The organism is Microbacterium sp. cf046 (assembly GCF_900114345.1).
GTDB lineage: Bacteria > Actinomycetota > Actinomycetes > Actinomycetales > Microbacteriaceae > Microbacterium.
The window spans coordinates 139,037-156,119 of record NZ_FOZJ01000003.1 but is presented as its reverse complement, the minus strand read 5'-3'; the positions used below and the strand labels follow the sequence as shown (position 1 = coordinate 156,119).

The 17,083-nt window shown below is 68.3% G+C and carries 13 protein-coding genes; 3 read left to right on the top strand and 10 right to left on the bottom strand.

The window, feature by feature from the left end:
• Window positions 1–8 precede the first annotated feature (8 nt).
• Both BM349_RS13290 and BM349_RS13285 read left to right on the top strand, forming a co-directional pair.
• Complete coding sequence (locus BM349_RS13290) at window positions 9–680, top strand: GAP family protein (protein WP_091707412.1); 672 nt, start codon at window positions 9–11, stop codon at window positions 678–680.
• Between the two features lie 74 nt (window positions 681–754).
• Complete coding sequence (locus BM349_RS13285; protein ID WP_091709278.1) at window positions 755–1,639, top strand: formylglycine-generating enzyme family protein; 885 nt, start codon at window positions 755–757, stop codon at window positions 1,637–1,639.
• 10 nt (window positions 1,640–1,649) lie between these two features.
• Here the strand turns inward: BM349_RS13285 and BM349_RS13280 are convergent, their stop codons facing one another.
• From BM349_RS13280 to BM349_RS13265, 4 genes are read right to left on the bottom strand one after another with little or no spacing between them, the layout of a single operon-like run.
• Window positions 1,650–3,296, bottom strand: coding sequence for a SulP family inorganic anion transporter (locus tag BM349_RS13280; RefSeq protein WP_091707411.1), 1,647 nt, complete (start codon window positions 3,294–3,296; stop codon window positions 1,650–1,652).
• A gap of 24 nt (window positions 3,297–3,320) precedes the next feature.
• The gene (locus BM349_RS13275) at window positions 3,321–4,262 is read right to left on the bottom strand and encodes an HAD family hydrolase (protein ID WP_091707410.1); all 942 of its coding nucleotides are present in this window, start codon (window positions 4,260–4,262) and stop codon (window positions 3,321–3,323) included.
• A 34-nt stretch (window positions 4,263–4,296) separates the two neighbouring features.
• Window positions 4,297–6,381 carry an ABC transporter ATP-binding protein gene (locus BM349_RS13270; protein WP_091707409.1) on the bottom strand — a complete coding sequence of 695 codons (2,085 nt, stop codon included), beginning with the start codon at window positions 6,379–6,381 and terminating at the stop codon, window positions 4,297–4,299.
• On the bottom strand, window positions 6,378–8,105 hold the full coding sequence (locus BM349_RS13265; protein ID WP_091709276.1) for an ABC transporter ATP-binding protein: 1,728 nt from the start codon (window positions 8,103–8,105) through the stop codon (window positions 6,378–6,380). The genes BM349_RS13270 and BM349_RS13265 overlap by 4 nt, the downstream gene beginning before the upstream one ends.
• Window positions 8,106–8,250: 145 nt before the next feature.
• Here BM349_RS13265 and BM349_RS13260 point away from each other — a divergent pair, with 145 nt between their 5' ends.
• Entirely contained in the window at window positions 8,251–8,601 is a 351-nt protein-coding gene (locus BM349_RS13260; RefSeq protein WP_091707408.1) for a VOC family protein, read from the top strand.
• Between the two features lie 3 nt (window positions 8,602–8,604).
• Here the strand turns inward: BM349_RS13260 and BM349_RS13255 are convergent, their stop codons facing one another.
• The 6 genes from BM349_RS13255 to BM349_RS13230 form a co-directional block, all read right to left on the bottom strand.
• Window positions 8,605–10,959 carry an arylsulfatase gene (locus BM349_RS13255; RefSeq protein WP_175525304.1) on the bottom strand — a complete coding sequence of 785 codons (2,355 nt, stop codon included), beginning with the start codon at window positions 10,957–10,959 and terminating at the stop codon, window positions 8,605–8,607.
• 85 nt (window positions 10,960–11,044) lie between these two features.
• Window positions 11,045–13,399, bottom strand: coding sequence for an arylsulfatase (locus tag BM349_RS13250; protein ID WP_368086677.1), 2,355 nt, complete (start codon window positions 13,397–13,399; stop codon window positions 11,045–11,047).
• 105 nt (window positions 13,400–13,504) lie between these two features.
• A complete protein-coding gene (locus BM349_RS13245) occupies window positions 13,505–14,446 on the bottom strand; it encodes a DnaJ domain-containing protein (RefSeq protein ID WP_091709271.1) in 942 nt (313 codons plus the stop codon).
• Between the two features lie 53 nt (window positions 14,447–14,499).
• Window positions 14,500–15,033, bottom strand: a complete 534-nt coding sequence (locus BM349_RS13240; protein WP_091707406.1) for a hypothetical protein — start codon at window positions 15,031–15,033, stop codon at window positions 14,500–14,502.
• Window positions 15,030–15,857 carry an LssY C-terminal domain-containing protein gene (locus tag BM349_RS13235; protein WP_091707405.1) on the bottom strand — a complete coding sequence of 276 codons (828 nt, stop codon included), beginning with the start codon at window positions 15,855–15,857 and terminating at the stop codon, window positions 15,030–15,032. The genes BM349_RS13240 and BM349_RS13235 overlap by 4 nt, the downstream gene beginning before the upstream one ends.
• Before the next feature lie 11 nt (window positions 15,858–15,868).
• Window positions 15,869–16,939: an enoyl-CoA hydratase/isomerase family protein gene (locus tag BM349_RS13230; RefSeq protein ID WP_091709268.1), complete on the bottom strand. Its 1,071-nt coding sequence runs from the start codon at window positions 16,937–16,939 to the stop codon at window positions 15,869–15,871.
• Between the last annotated feature and the right edge of the window lie 144 nt (window positions 16,940–17,083).

Below are 17,083 nucleotides of genomic sequence, written 5' to 3'. Positions count from 1 at the left end.
GGACCGCAGTGGGCAGCGTCATCGGAGACATCCTCCCGCTCGCGATCGGCATCGCGATCAGCCCGATCCCGATCATCGCGGCGATCCTCATGCTCCTGTCGCCGAGGGCGAAGGGGACGAGCATCGGGTTCCTCTTCGGCTGGATCGTCGGCATCGTGGCTGCGGTCACCGTGTTCACGCTGCTCTCATCGGTGATCCCGGAAAGCGATCCCGACGAGTCGGATCCGGTCCACGGCGTGATCCAGATCCTGCTCGGCGTCGCGCTGCTGTTCCTCGCGCTGCGCCAGTGGAGGTCGCGGCCGAAGGAGGGCGAGTCCGCAGCGCTGCCGAAGTGGATGTCGGCGATCGACACGATGAACGCCGGCAAGGGATTCGGGCTCGGATTCCTGCTCGCCGCCGTGAATCCGAAGAACCTGTTGATGGGCGCCGGCGCAGGGGTCACGATCGGAAGCGCGGGGCTCGCGGCCGGCTCCATCGTGATCGTCATCATCGTGTTCACCCTGATCGCCGCGGCATCCGTCGCGATCCCGGTGATCGCGTACCTGGTCGCCTCCAAGCAGATGGCGAGGCCGCTCGAGTCGCTTCGGAGGTGGCTCGTCCAGAACAACGCGACGGTCATGGCGGTGCTGCTCCTGGTCATCGGCGCCGTGCTGATCGGCAAGGGCATCGGAAGCTTCTGAGCCCGCTGCTTCGTCGCGCGATTCGCGACGACGAGCGCGGCATCCGGGACGGCTAGCGTGGGAGGGTGCCCGAGATGATCGCGATCCCCGCTGGGACGCTGCTGATCGGCTCCGCCGAGTTCTACGCGGACGAGGGCCCGGTGCACGAACGTTACGTCGCCGCGTTCGAGCTCGATGCGCACCCGGTGACGAACGAGGAGTTCGCGCAGTTCGTGGCGTCCACGGGCTACGTGACCGTCGCCGAGCGCGAACTCGATCCCGCCGATTTCGAAGGTGCCGACCCCGCCGACCTGGTCCCCGGTTCGATGGTGTTCACCCCGACGACGGGACCAGTCGATCTGCGCGACTGGCGTCAATGGTGGCGATGGGTGCCTGGTGCCCGCTGGAGCGAGCCGACAGGACCCGGATCATCGTTCGACGACCGGATGCGGCATCCTGTCGTGCACGTCTCGTTCGAGGACGCGACCTCGTACGCGACCTGGGCGGGCAAGCGACTGCCGACCGAGTCCGAGTGGGAGTGGGCGGCCCGAGGAGGCCTGGTGGGGGCGCGATTCGCGTGGGGCGACGATGAGCGTCCGGGCGGGCGCCTCATGGTCAATCGCTGGCAGGGGTCGTTCCCGTACCGCAACGCCGGGGCCGACGGATGGGCGGGCACGTCGCCGGTCGGCACGTTCGCGCCGAACGGCTACGGTCTGTTCGACATGACGGGCAACACCTGGGAGTGGACGACCGACTTCTACACGCCACGCCACGTGGTCGCAGGGGTCGTGCCCGCCGTCGACGCCGGAGCCCGCACGAGTCTGCTCGGCACCACGCCTGCCGGCGACACGCGCCGCGTGCTCAAGGGCGGGTCGCACCTGTGCTCGCCGGACTACTGCCTGCGCTACCGGCCCGCTGCACGCTCGCCCCAGTCGGAGGACACGGCGATGACCCACATCGGGTTCCGCTGCGCACGCTGACAGGCCCGGACTAGACCTGCGGAGCGGATGCCGCGGCGACCGCTCCGGCGACCGTCGTATGGGCGCGGCGATCCGCCTCGAGATCCCGGTACCACTCGATCTTCCGCGCGACGGTATGGGCTGATTTGGGCAGTGCAGCCAGGTACAGCACGATTCCGAGCTGGGCGAACTCGCGGTCGAGATCCGTGAGGGCGTCCAGCACGGTGATCGAGATGGCCTCGAGCCGCTGCAGGTCGAGCACCACCGCATCCACCGGGCGCTCCTGGCTGGTCGCCAGCGCGATGATCGCTCGTTCGTTGGCGAGCGCGTTCGCGGTATACAGCGCCCGTCCGAGATGGATCACGATCGCGTCGCCGACCCGATCGGTGATCGTCAGCTTCGGGATGTTGAGCTCACGGAGCACCAGCACCAGCGTGACCACGACCCCGACTGCGACGGCGGCCAGGAGGCCGGCCGTGAGCCCGATGAGGGCGACGGCGAGCGCGATCCAGAAGTCGGTCGGACTGATGCGCGCCCACCGGATCAGCTCGGGGATGTCGATGAGCCCGATCACCGCGACGAAGACCATGGCGGCGAGCGTCGCCTGCGGGAGCAGGCTCAGCACCGGGCCGAGGAAGAGCGCGACGAGGATCGCCAGCGCGACCGTGACGAGGGTCGCGAGCTGCGACTTCGCTCCCGCACTCTGATTGACCGCGCTCTGCGAGAACCCGCCGGCGGCGGGCATTGTCGTGAAGAACGCCCCTGCCACGTTCGCCGCACCGGTCGCGAGCAGCTCCTGGTCGCTGTCGATCTGCGGCTCATCCGCCTTGCGGATGCCGCGGGCCACGGCCGCGGACTCGAGGAATGCCATGACGGCGATCGCCAGCGCGCCCGGGATCAGTGCGGGGATCTGCGAGAAGTCCGGCAGTCCGGGCAGCGGCAGGCCCGAGGGGACCGGCTCGATGAGGTCGACACCCGCAGCGACGAGGCCGGTGGACGCGACCAGCACGATGCCGCCGACGACGACGATCAACGAGCCGGGAACCTTCGGCGCGAACCGCTTGAGCAGCACCAGCGTGAGGATCGAACCGACCGAGAGCGCGACCGTCGGCCAGTTGACGCTCCCGAAGGCCTCGCCGACAGCGACGAGCGAGCGGATGAAGCCGTGCCCGGAGAAGTTGTAGGTCTCGCCGAGCAGCTTCGGAAGCTGGCCGACCGCGACCGTCGCGCCGACGCCGATCTTGAGTCCGAGCACGGTCGCGGCGCTGATGTTCTCGACCAGCGCACCGAGCCGGAACAGACGCGCCAGGAGCAGGATCACCCCGACCAGGAGCGTGAGCGCCATGAGCGAGCCGAGCGCATCGTCAGCGCCGGCCGCGACGCCCGCCGAGACGAGGGTCGTGGCCGTGAGGGTCGCGATCGTGGAGGTCGTCGAAACGCTCATCGCGCGGGACCCGCCCAGCAGTGCGTAGACGAGCATCGGGACGATGCACGTGTACAGTCCCACCTCCACGGGCAGATTCGCGATCGTGGCGTACGCCATCGCCTGCGGCACGACGACCGCGCCTGCCGAGATCCCGCCGACGATGTCGGCGCTGATCCAGGAGCGCTGGTATCGCGCGAACGTGGGCAGCAGCCACGACGCGCGCGGACGCGGCGTCGGCGTGGGGGTCCTCACCCCCGAAGACTATCGAGGTCGGCGTCAGGCATCCGCGACCGGCGGGAACACGTCGGCCCAATCGTCCCTGACGCTGATCACGGCGATCGAACCGTCGGATGCTGCGGCCAGCGCCTCTTCGGCGCCCTTCTCGTACGGGGCATCACCCCGGCCGGTGTCGTCGTCGTGGTGGACGAGCAGGCTCAGCCCACGATGCGCGCCGCCCTGCGCGAACCGCAGCATCGGGAGGTCGCCGTTGGAGTTCCCGACGGCAAGGATCGGACGGCGCCCGATGCGCGACCAGATCCTGACCGGCTTCTCGGTGCCGTCGTCCATGAACGCGAACGATGCCTCGTACTTCACCGCGTTCGAGTCGGCGTCGTAGCGCAGGCCGGCGGCCGAGCCGACCACGCGCTCCGGAGGGATGCCGTAGTACTCCTCGGTCATCGGAAGGATGAAGTCCCGATCGCCTCCCGAGACGAGGTAGCAGGTGAAGCCGTTGACTTCGAGGTAGCGCAGCAGCTCGACCATCGGCTGGTACACCGAGCCCGAGTACCCGCGCTTGAGGGTGGGATGCCTCGCGTCGCGGTAGAACGCGGCGACCTCCGCCGCGTAGGTGTCGACATCGACGTCCGCGGTCAGGCCCAGGAGGGCGCCGATCATGACCTGCAGATCGGAGTCGTCTCCTGCGTAGTGCTTGTCGAGGGCGCTTCCGAGCCAGCCCAGGTCGCCCGTGACGACGGCCTTGTAGGGCTGCCGATCGGCGAGGGCGGGGTCCGCCGCCGCCTTCGCCGCCCACTGCTTCACGATGTACGCGAGCTGCGTGGGCATGGGCTTCTCGGTCCAGAGCGTTCCGTCATTGTCGAACACCGCGATTCGCTCTGTCACAGGGACGGTCGCGGGCCCATCGCCTGACACCGACGCCACGAACTCGATGATCCGATCGCGCGTCTGCGTGCGACGCCACGAAGGCAGCACCTCTGTCATGACGGGCTGCTCTCTCTGCAGGTGGGTCGTGCCGCTATGACGAGATCTCGGCGGAGTCCGTCGTCAACGGGAGGGAGGTCGCGGCATCCGTCGTGACGGGCACGACGCCGGTCGCGTCCGGCTGTTCATCGAAATCGCTCGCCGCCTGCTCGAACTGCGACTGGTACAGCCGCCAGTACGCGCCCTTCGCCGCGATGAGCTCCTCGTGGGTGCCCTTCTCGACGATGTCGCCATGCTCCATGACGAGGATGAGGTCGGCATCCCGGATCGTCGACAACCGGTGCGCGATGACGAAGGACGTGCGCCCTTCGCGCAGCGCCGCCATCGCGTGCTGGAGCAGCAGCTCGGTGCGGGTGTCGACCGAGGACGTGGCCTCGTCGAGGATCAGCACCGACGGCTGGGCCACGAACGCCCGGGCGATCGTGATGAGCTGCTTCTCACCGGCCGAGACGTTCGAGGCGTCCTCGTCGAGCACCGTCTCGTAGCCCTCGGGAAGCGAGTGCACGAACCGGTCGACGCGAGTGGCGGTCGCGGCGGCCACGATCTCCTCGTCCGACGCGGACTCGCGGCCGTACCGGATGTTCTCGCGGATCGTGCCGGCGAACAGCCACGGGTCCTGGAGCACCATGCCGGTGCGCGAGCGGACGTCGTCACGCGTGAGCTCGGCGATGTCCTGTCCGTCGAGGAGGATGCGGCCGCCGTCGAGTTCGTAGAACCGCATGATCAGGTTCACGAGCGTCGTCTTGCCGGCGCCCGTGGGGCCGACGATCGCGACGGTCTGTCCGGGCTCGACGCGGAACGACAGGTCGGTGATGAGCGGCCGATCGGGCGTGTACGAGAAGCGGACATGATCGAACTCGATGACGCCCTCGCCGTCGACCGGCTTCGGTGCGTCCACCGCGTCGGGCTCCTGCTCATCGGCATCCAGCAGCTCGAACACGCGCTCGGCAGATGCGGTGCCCGACTGGATGACCGCGGCCATGCCGCCCAGCTGCGAGAGCGGCTGGGTGAACTGCTGCGAGTACTGGATGAACGCCTGCACGTCGCCGAGGCGGAGCTGGCCGTTGGCGACCATGAGTCCGCCGAGGACGGCGATGCCGACGTACGTCAGGTTCCCGACGAACATCATGCCCGGCATGATGATGCCCGACAGGTACTGCGCCTTGAAGCTCGCTTCGTAGAGCTCCTCGTTCTCGATCTGGAACTTCTCGCGGGAGTCGACCTCGCGGCCGAAGACCTTGACGAGCGCGTGCCCGGAGAACGACTCCTCGACACGGGCGTTCAGCCGCCCGACCTTCTTCCACTGCGTGCCGAACGCCTTCTGCGAGCGGGGGCCGATCACACCGAAGATGACCGCCATGAGCGGCAGCGAGACGAGCGCGACGAGCGCGAGCTGCCACGAGATCGAGAACATCATGATCAGCACGCCGATCACGGTCAGCACCGACGTCACGACGCTGGAGAGCGACTGCTGCATCGTCTGCGTGATGTTGTCGATGTCGTTCGTCACGCGCGAGATCAGCTCGCCGCGCTGCACCTTGTCGAAGTACGACAGGGGCAGGCGGTTGATCTTGGTCTCGACCGACTCACGCAGGCGCCACATCGTGCGCACCATGATGATGTTGATCACGTAGCCCTGGATCCAGCTCAGGAACGACGATGCGACGTAGATCGCGAGCACCAGCACCACGACCGCTCGCAGTGCTTCGAAGTCGACGCCGGTGCCGACCGTGAAGTCGTTCATCGCGCCGATCATGTTCGCCAGATCGGTCTGTCCGGCGGCGTTGAGCGCTTCCACGACGACGGCCTGCGAGGTGCCGTCGGGGAACTGCGCCGCGAGCGCGTTCGAGGCGACGCCCTCGAAGATGATGTTGGTCGCCTCGCCGAGGATCTTCGGCGCGATGACGGCGAGGAACACGCCGATCGCACCCAGGATCGAGACGAACACGAATGCCACGGCGTGCGGCTTCAGCAGGCCGATCAGCCGACCGAAGCTTTTGCCGAAGTCATCGGCCTTGCCCGGCTTGACGCTGTCCCAGTCGCCCGAGGTCTGACGTGCCTGCTCGGCGAGCTCGAGCTCGAGGCGCTCCTCCTCGGTGAGGGTGTCGGGAGTGCTCATGCTTCCACCCCCAGCTGCGACTCGACGATCTCTCGATACGTCTCGCTCTCGTCCAAGAGCTCCTGATGCGTTCCAACGCCGACGATGCGCCCGTCCTCGAGCACCACGATGCGGTCGGCATCGGTGATCGTCGACACGCGCTGGGCGACGACGATCTTGGTGACGTCGGGCAGTTCGCGCCACAGCGCCTGCCTGAGCCTCGCATCGGTCGACAGGTCGAGCGCGGAGAACGAGTCGTCGAACACGAGGATGTCGGGCTGGTGCACGATCGCCCGCGCGATCGCGAGCCGCTGGCGCTGGCCGCCCGAGACGTTCGTGCCGCCCTGCGCGATGCGCGCTCCGAGCTGGCCTTCCATCTCCTCGACGAAGTCCTTGCCCTGGGCGATCTCGAGGGCCTTCCAGAGCTCTTCGTCCGTCGCCTCCTCACGCCCGAACCGCAGGTTCGAGGCCACGGTGCCCGAGAACAGGAACGGGCGCTGCGGGACGAGCCCGATGCCCTTCCACAGGTAGTCCAGGTCGGCCTCGCGCACATCGACGCCGCCGACGCGCACGGCACCGCCGGTCACATCGAACAGCCGCGGGATCAGTGAGATCAGGGTGGTCTTGCCCGAGCCGGTCGACCCGACGATCGCGACGGTCTCGCCGCGCTTCGCCTCGAACGTGATGCCCTGCAGCACCGGTGACTCGGCCCCGGGGTAGGTGAACTCGGCATCGTCGAACGTGACGGTTCCCGGGGCGGCGAAGTCGCTGACCGGGTTCTCGGCTCGCGTCAGCGTCGACTCGCTGGCCAGCACTTCGCCGATGCGCTCGGCCGAGACCGCGGCGCGCGGGATCATGATCGTCATGAAGCTCGCCATCAGGACGCCCATCAGGATCTGACCGACGTACGCCATGAAGGCGAATAGGGTGCCGATCTCGACCGTGCCCGCGTCGACCTGGATCGCGCCGAACCAGATGACGCCCACGACCGTGACGTTCAGCACGAGCATCGCCACCGGGAACAGCAGGACGAACAGCGAGCCGACCTTGCGGCCGACGACCATGATGTCCGTGTTGGCGACCGCGAAGCGCTCCTCCTCGATGTCCTCCCGGACGAAGGCGCGCACGACGCGCACGCCGGTGAGCTGCTCGCGCATGACCCGGTTGACGGCATCCAGCTTCTTCTGGAAGCTGCGGAACAGCGGCACCATGCGGCTGATGATGAGCAGCACGAACAGCAGCAGCAGGGGCACGGCGACGGCGATCAGCCAGCTCAGGCCGACATCCTGCTGCAGCGCCATGTAGATGCCGCCGATCGCGAGCAGCGGCGCGGTGACGAGCATCGTGGCGCCCATCATCGCGAGCATCTGCACCTGCTGGACGTCGTTCGTGTTGCGGGTGATCAGCGAGCCCGGGCCGAACTTCGACACTTCGCGCTCGGAGAACCCGCTGACCTTCTCGTAGATGTCCCGGCGCATGTCACGGCCGGCGGCCATCGACGAGCGCGCCGCGAAGTAGGTCGCGATGATCGCCGCGGTGATCTGGGCGAGCGAGATCGCGAGCATCACCATGCCGGTCGACCAGATGTAGGCGGTGTCGCCCTTGGCGACGCCGTTGTCGATGATGTCGGCATTCAGTCGCGGGAGATAGAGCGACGCCATCGCCGAGATGAACTGGAAGACCAGCACGCCCAGCAGAAGCCAGCGATACTGCTTCAGGTAGCGGAAGAGGATTTTGCCGAGCACGAGGTCTCCGAAGAAGGTCGAGCGAGAGGGCGCGACGGCGCCACCGCTCCACCCTGCCACGATCCTCCGACAGCCTCACCCGATATCCGGGTCCGTACGCTGACGGCGAAACCACGCTGTCGGCGCGCGGTGGTACACCTGTGGCATGCCGACCCACAATCAGATCGACCTCGTCGAGTTCCCCGTCGCCGACGACCGCGGGCTCCGCGGCGCCCGGGCCTTCTACGAGTCCGCCTTCGACTGGACGTTCACCGATTACGGCGAGTACCTCGACACGAGCGACAGCGGAACCGTCGCCGGCTTCAACGCCGTCGCCGACGACCATCGGCAGACCATGCCGATGGTGGTCATCTACGTCGACGATCTCGAGGCCGCTCGGTCGCGGGTGACGGATGCCGGCGGCACGGTGCTGCACGACATCTACGCCTTCCCCGGGGGCCGGCGATTCCATTTCGCCGACCCGGCCGGCAACGAGCTGGCGGTGTGGTCGGCGTAGTGCCTACTGCTTGGTCATCGCGATCGTCATGAGGTGCTCGGGGTCGGCGAGGTGCGAGTGGTCGTCGTCGCCGACGTCCAACCGCACCCACGAGATCTCGCCCGCGAACTCGTTGCCGGTCGGACCGTAGTCGGGTGAGACGGGTGAGGCGACATCCATCCCGATGTCGACGGTCTCGTCGAGCGAGAACGTGAACGGGATGGTGCGCTCCACTCGTCCCGCACCGACCTCGGTGTCGCCGTCGTACAGCGTGACGGTGCCGCCCTTGCCGAGCCCGCCACCGTCGTAGGCGAACTCCGCTCGCACCTCGTGCTCGCCAGGGGTCAGGGCGGGATCGGAGTGGATCACCGCGACTTCGATCGCCAGCGTGTTGTAGCAGAAGGCCAGTGCGCCCTCGTGGATGTAGAAGCTCCAGCCCCCGTAGGTGCCGCCCTGGGCGATGATCACGCCGGCGGCTCCGGCCCCCGCCACGGTCAGCTTCGCCGTCACCGTGAAGGACTTGTTCTTCACGCCGATCACGCAGTTCTCGTTCAAGCGCTTCATGCCGGGATAGAGCGTCTGCGTGTCGCCGTCGAGGATCTTCGGCCGGCCGACCAGGTCGGCGTTGAACCGCTCGGCAGTGCGGATGTCGAGAGGAAGCACGTTGAACCGCGCCGCCTGGATGAGGAACAGCCGCTGCAGGTGCGCGAGTCGCTCAGGCTCTTCTGCCGCCAGATCGTGGGACTGGGTCCAGTCCTCCTCCACGTTGTAGAGCTCCCACACGTCGTCGGCGAGAGAGTGATCGGAGCTGAGCCACGGGTACTTGTGCTTGGCGACGGCGGTCCAGCCCTTGTGGAAGATCGCCCGGTTGCCGACCATCTCGAAGTACTGGGTCGTGTGCTGCTCCTCGGCATCCGCGTCGTCGAACGAGTAGTTCATGGGCGTGCCCTCGTAGGGACGCTGCGTCACGCCGTTGACCGTGGACGGCTCGGGGATGCCGGCGGCCTCGAGCACCGTCGGCGCGACATCGATCACGTGCGCGAACTGGTTGCGGATCTCGCCGCGCGCCGCGATGCCGTTCGGCCAGGAGACGATCGTGCCATTGCGGGTCCCGCCCCAGTGGCTGGCGACCTGCTTGGTCCACTGGTACGGGGTGTCCATCGCGTGCGCCCAGCCGATCGCGTAATGGTTGTACGAGCGGGGCGTGCCGAGATCGTCCTTGTGCGCGATCATGTAGGCGTCATCCTCCATGTCGTTCATGTGGTTCAGGGTGAACGCCTCATTCGTCGTGCCCTTCATCGTGCCCTCGGCGGATGCGCCGTTGTCGCCGATGATGACGTAGATGAGGGTGTCATCGAGCACGCCCAGCTCGTCCAGCGCGTCGATGAGCCGGCCGGTGTGGTGGTCGGCGAACGCGAGGAACCCTGCGTATACCTCCATCTCGCGCGCGAGAACGGGGTAGAGGTCGGGGTTCATGTCATCCCAGGCCGGGATGCCGTCGCTGCGCTCGGTGAGCACCGCGTCCTGCGGGATGACTCCAAGCGCCTTCTGACGTGCGAAGGTCTCCTTCCGCACTTCGTCCCAGCCCTGGTCGAACGCGCCCTTGTACATGTCCGCCCACTCCTCGGGCACGTGGTGCGGGGCGTGCGTGGCGCCGGGAGCGAAGTAGGTGAAGAACGGCTTGTCGGGTGCGAGCGACTTCTGCTGCCTTGTCCAGGCGATGGCCTTGTCGGTCATGTCGCCCATGAAGTGGTAGCCCTCCTCGGGCGTGCCCCACGGCTCGACCGCGTTTGTGCCCTCATAGAGGGCGGGGTACCACTGGTTGGTCTCGCCGCCGATGAAGCCGTAGAAGTACTCGAACCCGCCGCCGGGGCTCGGCCAGCCGTCGAAGGGGCCGACCGGGCTCGCCGTCCACACCGGCACCTCGTGGCACTTGCCGAACTGCGCAGTGCTGTAGCCGTTGAGCTTGAGCGTCTCGGCGAGCGGGGCGCAGCTGTTCGGCCGGATCGAGTTGTATCCGGGAGCCGACGTCGCGATCTCGGTGATGCCGCCCATGCCGACCGTGTGGTGATTGCGCCCACTCAGGAGCGCGGCGCGCGTCGGCGAGCACAGCGCCGTCGTGTGGAAGCGGGTGTATTTCAGCCCCTGCGCGGCGATCCGCTCGAAGGTGGGCGTCTGCACCGGACCTCCGAACGCACTCGATGCCCCGAAGCCCGTGTCGTCGATCAGGATGACGAGCACGTTCGGCGCGCCCTCCGGCGCGCGGACCGGCCTGATCGGCGGGTAGTGCGTGTCAGGATCCTCCGCGTCGAAGGTCACCGTCCCGGTGTACGCGAGATCCGGGATGGGCAGGGCACCGCGCGGGAATTCGTCGGACATCATTGCTCCTCGTCTCCGATCGCTCATCATGGGTGTGGTGCGTGCCGGCCGGCCGGCGCCGACCGGGCGGGCCGTCGCATTCCCATCACTGATGCCGCATGGCGGCCTGCAGCCACTCTTCGGGGTCGATCAGGTGACTGTGGTCGTCGAGGCCGAGCTGGATCTCGGCCCACTCGATGCGGCCCGAGAAACGCCCGTGCGGCGTCGTGTACCCCTCATATGCGGGCATGCCCGTGTCGCAGCCGACATCGAGCCCCTCATCGAACGAGAAGTACATCGGGTGGGTGCGAACGACGTCCGCAGTTCCGGATGCTGCGCCGTCCACGTACAGGGTCACGGTTCCGCCGCGGCCGATGCCCCCGCCTGCGTAAGCGAACTCCGCCCTCACCTGATGACTGCCCGAGCCGACGGCGTCCGTCGACAGCGCGGTGCTGCGCAGCAGCCCGCAGTAGTTGTAGTGGAAGCCGAGCTTGCCGGCCTCGCCGAAGAACGACCAGCCACCGGTGCGGCCGCCCTGTGCGACGATCGCGCCGTCGAGCGAGCCGTCATCGGGCACGACGATCTCGGCCGTGACGGACCACGACCGGTTCTTGACGTTGATCGCGACGTTCTCGTTGAGCCGCCTCATGCCTTCGAACAGGCGCAGGGTGTCGCCCTGCACGATGGTCGGCCGGCCGGCGAACTCGGGGTTCATCCGCTGGGCGGCCCGGTCATCGAGGGGGATCACGTTGTAGCGGGTCGCCTCGATGAGGAACAGCTGCTGCAGCTCGGCGAGCTTGGCGGGGTTCTCCTTGGCGAGGTTGTTCGACTGCGTCCAGTCCACGCTCGTGTCGTACAGCTCCCACACGTCGTCGGAGAAGTCGGGCGCGGCGCTGACGACATCCCACGGCGTGCGGTGGCGGGTCTGCGCCGTCCAGCCGCGATGGTAGATGCCGCGGTTGCCCATGATCTCGAAGTACTGCGTGTGATGGCGCTCATCGGCTGCCTTCTCGTTGAACGAGTAAGCGAACGACGTGCCGTGCATCGGGATCTGCGTGACGCCGTTGACGGTGTGCGGCTGTGCCAGGCCGGCCAGCTCGAGGATCGTCGGGGCGACGTCGATCACGTGGTGCCACTGATCGCGCACCTCGCCCTTCGCCTCGATCTGCGACGGCCAGTGCACGATCGTCCCGTTGCGGGTGCCGCCGTAGTGGCTCGCGACCTGCTTGGTCCACTGGTAGGGCGTGCACATCGCGTGCGCCCAGCCGACCGCGTAGTGGTTGTACGCCTCGGGTCCGCCGATCTTGTCGAGGTTCTCCTGCCAGAACTCGACGGTCTCGTACTCGGCGCCGCCGTTGGCTGCCGTCGAGAGCATGAACGCCCCGTTGAGGCCTCCCTCGGCCGAGGCGCCGTTGTCTCCGATGATGTACAGCACGAGCGTGTCATCGAGCAGGTCGAGCTTGTCGATGGCATCGATCACCCGGCCGGTGTGGAAGTCGGCGTACTCGAGGAACGCGCCGTACACCTCCATCTGGTGCGCGAGGATCGGGCGGCGCTCCTCGGGGGTGTCGTCCCAGGCCGGGATGCCCTCACTGCGCTCCGTGAGGACGGCATCCGGCGGAATCACCCCGAGCTCCTTCTGCCGCGCGAACGTCTGCTCGCGCAGCTGATCCCAACCCTGGTCGTACCTGCCCTTGTGCTTGTCGATCCATTCGGTCGGCACGTGATGGGGGGCGTGCGTCGCACCGGGCGCGAAATAGATGAAGAAGGGCTTGTCGGGCGTGAGCGCCTTCTGCTGATTGATGTACTCGATCGTCTTGTCGGCGAGATCGGGCATCAGATGGTAGTCCGGGTCGTCGGGCGGCTCGAGGAACCCGACGCCGTCGATCAGAGCCGGTGTCCACTGGTTGGTCTCGCCGCCGATGAAGCCGTAGAACTTCTCGAATCCGCTGAACGCCGGCCAGTGGTCGAACGGGCCGGTCGGACCCGATTCCCACACCGGAACCTCATGGCACTTGCCGAACTGCGCGGTGTTGTAACCGGACTGACGCAGGATCTCGGGCAGCGGCACACACGAGTTCGGACGCGTCGACCGGTAGCCCGGCGAGGGGGTCGCGGTCTCGGTGATCTGCCCCATGCCCACCTGGTGGTGGTTGCGGCCGGAGAGCATCGCGGCGCGCGTGGGCGAGCAGATCGCCGTGGTGTGGAAGCGGCTGTAACGAAGCCCGCCGCCGGCGAGGCGCTCGGCCGTCGGCATCGGCACGGGTCCGCCGAACGCGCTCGAGGCGCCGAATCCCACATCGTCCAGCAGCACCAGCAGAACATTCGGCGCCTTCGCGGGCGGGCGCTTCATCTCGATGGGCGGAAGCTTCTCCTCCATCTTCTTCGCGTCCATGACCATGGGGCCGGAATAGACCTGGTCGGGGATCGGGAGCACGCTGCCGGGGAGTTGTTCGGTCACGGAGGACCCTTCTGCGCCGGGGTCTGGAGGATGACCCGTCTTTCACTCTAAGAGGGCCGCAGGCGCCTTGTCAGCCATCCTGGGGTCGGGAGAAGGAACCGCCCCTCAGACGAAGCGCACGGCCTGCTGCAGGCGCGTGCGGATGTCGAAGATCTCGTTGCCGCCGATCGAGCGCGCGCCCGGAACCCCCTGACGAAGTACGTTGCCGAGCGCGCCGCGGGCCACGAGCACCACCGGGACGCCGCGCACCTTGCCCAGGTCCGTCACGGCCTGCACGAGATCCTCGTCGGGCAGCACGACGATCACGCCGCCGAAGCGGACGCCGGCCGCACGGGAGATGAGGCGCACGCGAGCGAGCAGATCGGCGACCGGCGTGCCAGGCACGGCATCCCCGGTGAGCTCGCCGCGCCGCACGCCGACCGGTCCGCCGAAGTCCTCGGACAGGACGGCATACAGCCCGGAGGGGCTCAGGACGATGTGATCGAGCTTGTCGTCTCCGGTTCCGCCGCGCACCGGGGCCGCGACGTCGTGCCACACCGTGTACCCGATGCCGAGGTCTGAGACGACGCGTGCCGTGGCCTCCTCGGCGAGCGCGTCGGCCAGCATCCGTCGCAGTTCCCGCGGCGCCGAGCGCACGAGAGCCGGGTCGTACGGGTCCTCCACCGTCACTCCGCGTCCGGCCCACTCGCGGATGAGCATGAGGTATCGCTCGCGGCGCCATCCGCCGGGCTGCCCGAACGACCGCGCCTTCGGGCGCGTGTCGGCCGGCCGGGTCGGCGTGCGCCATCCGGGCGTCGAAGGTCCATCGGCGCCGGGACCGAACGCATCGGCGAAGCCGTGTCCTCGGTCGTAGGCGGTTCGCGCATCGACCGTGCCGACGAGCTCCCACGCGCGCTGCACCTGGATGAACACGGCGGCGTCCCCGCCGGTGTCGGGATGAGTCTGCCGCAGGCGGAGGCGGTAGGCCTTGCGCAGCGAGTCCTCGTCGGCGGCAGGGTCGACGCCGAGCACGTCGTAGGCCGACGCGGACAGCGGACTGTCGAACACGCGCACCCCTCCCCGGTCGCAGCCGATCCCGCACGGCCGCGGCGCGATCCAGGCTAATCGGTGGGCGCAGGCTCGCGGCGCTCGTTGCGCCTCGCGTAAGCGGCTGCGCTGCGGCTGGACAGCGCGAGCAGGATCAGGATGTCGAGGCCGAGCGTCAGGAGCGAGCCGGTGATCGAGATCTCCTGCCCCTCCGACCACCACTGGATGAAGGAGCCTGTGATCGAGATCGCGGAGAACGTCATCACGAGCACCCGCGCCCAGTTATGGCCGGTCAGAATGAAGATCGCGAGCCCGGCGTCCACGAGCAGGACGACGACGAGGAACACGATGACGGCGATGAGCACGGCCTGTGCGACCTCCGGGGTGCTCTCCGCCCCCTCGACCGTGATGTCTATCTCCCGCACGGTCGCGCGCCAGTTCAGGATGATGATCACGAGGACGATCAGCCCTGAGAGAACGCGCAGGAACACCAGCGTCACACCGGCCACCGTCGAGGTCGGCCGCTTCATGTTCGGATCGGCCTCGGGCCGTCTGAGAAGCTCCGATGCCGGCTCGAAGGCCGGCCGCTTGTCGGGGGCGTTCGTCATGGCGTACCCACCGCCACCGGCCGCACGTCGATGATCGGCAGGTCGCCGTCGGTGCGGATCGTGTCGCCGCCGCCGTTGCGGGCGTGGTAGCCGGTGGAGAAGTCCTCGAGGACCTCCACCTGAACGCGCGGATCGGCGCCGGTGACGGTGCGCACGATGTGATCGCGCTCGATGTCGGTGTCCGCGTCGATCCGGTGCGTGACCTGGAGCGTGAACAGCGACAGCCCGACGGCGGTGTCGAACGTGCCAGCCGCGAGCCAGTCCACCCGGGTCCCTCCGGGCAGGAGCCACGCGTCGGGACACCTCCAGAACCGGACGTGGTGGCGCTGGGCGGGGTTGCCGTCGACCTCCTGCTGATAGGCGAAGTCCTGCTGCCTGCTGAAGAGGAAGAGCGGGCTCACCGGCGCCTCGCCGTAACTGCGCCGGGTGAGCGTCGACGCGATGATTCGCCACGAGGAGCCCAGGGTGACATCGTCGGCCCTCGTCCACCCGGCCGCCGCCATCGCCGCATGGATCTGCTCGGCCTCGCCGCGCAGCGCGAGGTTGACGGGGTCGCCGAGAAGGCCGTCGCTCGTGCGGGCGCGCCCGATGAAGTAGTCGGGGACGTAGATCGTCGTGAGGATCCGGTGCAGGCGCGGCAGCACCAGGTACGCCAGCAGCACCCAGAACGCGAGGACGAAGAGAAACCCCCACCATCCCACCCGGAACGTGTCGGTGAGGCTCAGGTACGCCAGCCACACCGCTGCGAGCCCCGCGAAGACGAAGAAGAACCAGTCGATTGCGACGCCGATCGAATATCGACGTCTGCGCGGCTGGTCGGTCATCGGCTCGCCTCTCAGACCCAGAGCGGGATCGACGGTTGATATGCGAAGGCGGATGCCGCGGCATCCGGTGTCAGCTCGGCGATCGACGCCGGCCGCCATCGGGGGCTGCGGTCCTTCTCCACGACCTGCGCGCGGATCCCCTCGACGAGGTCGGGCTGCGTGGCCGCGAACCAGAGCACCAGCCCGTACTCCTGCGCGAGGGCCGCGCGCAGATCGGGCAGCTCCCGGGCGCGGCGCACCGCCTCGAGCGTGACGGCGAGTCCGGTGGGCGAGAGCTCGCCGAGCAGATCGGCGGCAGCAGCCGCGGCGGCCTCCGGCCGGGCGCGGAGGCGGTCGACGATCTCGGCGACGGTGTCGGCCGCGAACGCATCGTCGATCCAGATCCGATCCGCGATGAGGGCCGAGGGCACGGGGGTCTCGTCGAAGAGGAGGACGAGCTCGGTCGGGCTCGTCGGATCGGCGCGGGTCTCGAGCGCGTCGCGCAGCCCGTCGAGGTTCGCGGACGGGACGAAATGGTCGGCGAGGCCCGCGTAGATCGCATCGGAGGCGTCCATCACTGTGCCGGTGAGCGCCAGGTATTCGCCCAGGCGCCCCGGTGCATGGGCGAGGAGCCACGTCCCTCCGACGTCGGGCGTGAAGCCGATGCGCGTCTCGGGCATCGCGAGCTTCGAGCGCTCGGTGACGACCCGGATCGCCGCGTGGCCGGCCAGCCCGATGCCACCGCCCATCGTGATGCCGTCGGCGAGCACCACGATCGGCTTCGGGTACTCGGCGATGCGCGCGTTCAGCGCGTACTCGTTGCGGAAGAAGGCTCCGGCGCCGTCCGGGTCGCCACCGGTGATCTGCTCGTAGAGGCCGCGCACGTCGCCGCCCGCGCAGAACCCGCGGTCGCCGGTGCCGTCGAGGAGCACGATGTCGATGTCGGTGTCGTGCTCCCACGCGTCCAGAGCGTCGGCGAGCAGTCCGATCATGCCGAGGTCGAGCGCGTTGAGCGCGCGCGGGCGATTGAGCGTCAGGCACCCGAGCCCGCCCGCGGACCGCACGAGGACACTCGGCTCGACGGACTCGGCGGGTTCACTCACGAGCGCAAGATTACCGGGAGCAGGCCCGCTGACGGTGGGAGGTTCGCCGCGCGGTCGCGCGAAGCCCCGCATCTGCGCGCCGAGCGGAGACCTTCCTGCACGGACCGCCCACTTTCCGCCAGGATATGGAGAACGGTTCAACGA

What these genes read in the sequence shown, in the direction of transcription:
- BM349_RS13285 (WP_091709278.1), top strand. Translation starts at nt 755, where the DNA reads ATGATCGCGATCCCCGCTGGGACGCTGCTGATCGGCTCCGCCGAGTTC.
- BM349_RS13275 (WP_091707410.1), bottom strand. Translation starts at nt 4,262, where the DNA reads ATGACAGAGGTGCTGCCTTCGTGGCGTCGCACGCAGACGCGCGATCGG.
- BM349_RS13270 (WP_091707409.1), bottom strand. Translation starts at nt 6,381, where the DNA reads ATGAGCACTCCCGACACCCTCACCGAGGAGGAGCGCCTCGAGCTCGAG.
- BM349_RS13260 (WP_091707408.1), top strand. Translation starts at nt 8,251, where the DNA reads ATGCCGACCCACAATCAGATCGACCTCGTCGAGTTCCCCGTCGCCGAC.
- BM349_RS13255 (WP_175525304.1), bottom strand. Translation starts at nt 10,959, where the DNA reads ATGTCCGACGAATTCCCGCGCGGTGCCCTGCCCATCCCGGATCTCGCG.
- BM349_RS13240 (WP_091707406.1), bottom strand. Translation starts at nt 15,033, where the DNA reads ATGACGAACGCCCCCGACAAGCGGCCGGCCTTCGAGCCGGCATCGGAG.
- BM349_RS13235 (WP_091707405.1), bottom strand. Translation starts at nt 15,857, where the DNA reads ATGACCGACCAGCCGCGCAGACGTCGATATTCGATCGGCGTCGCAATC.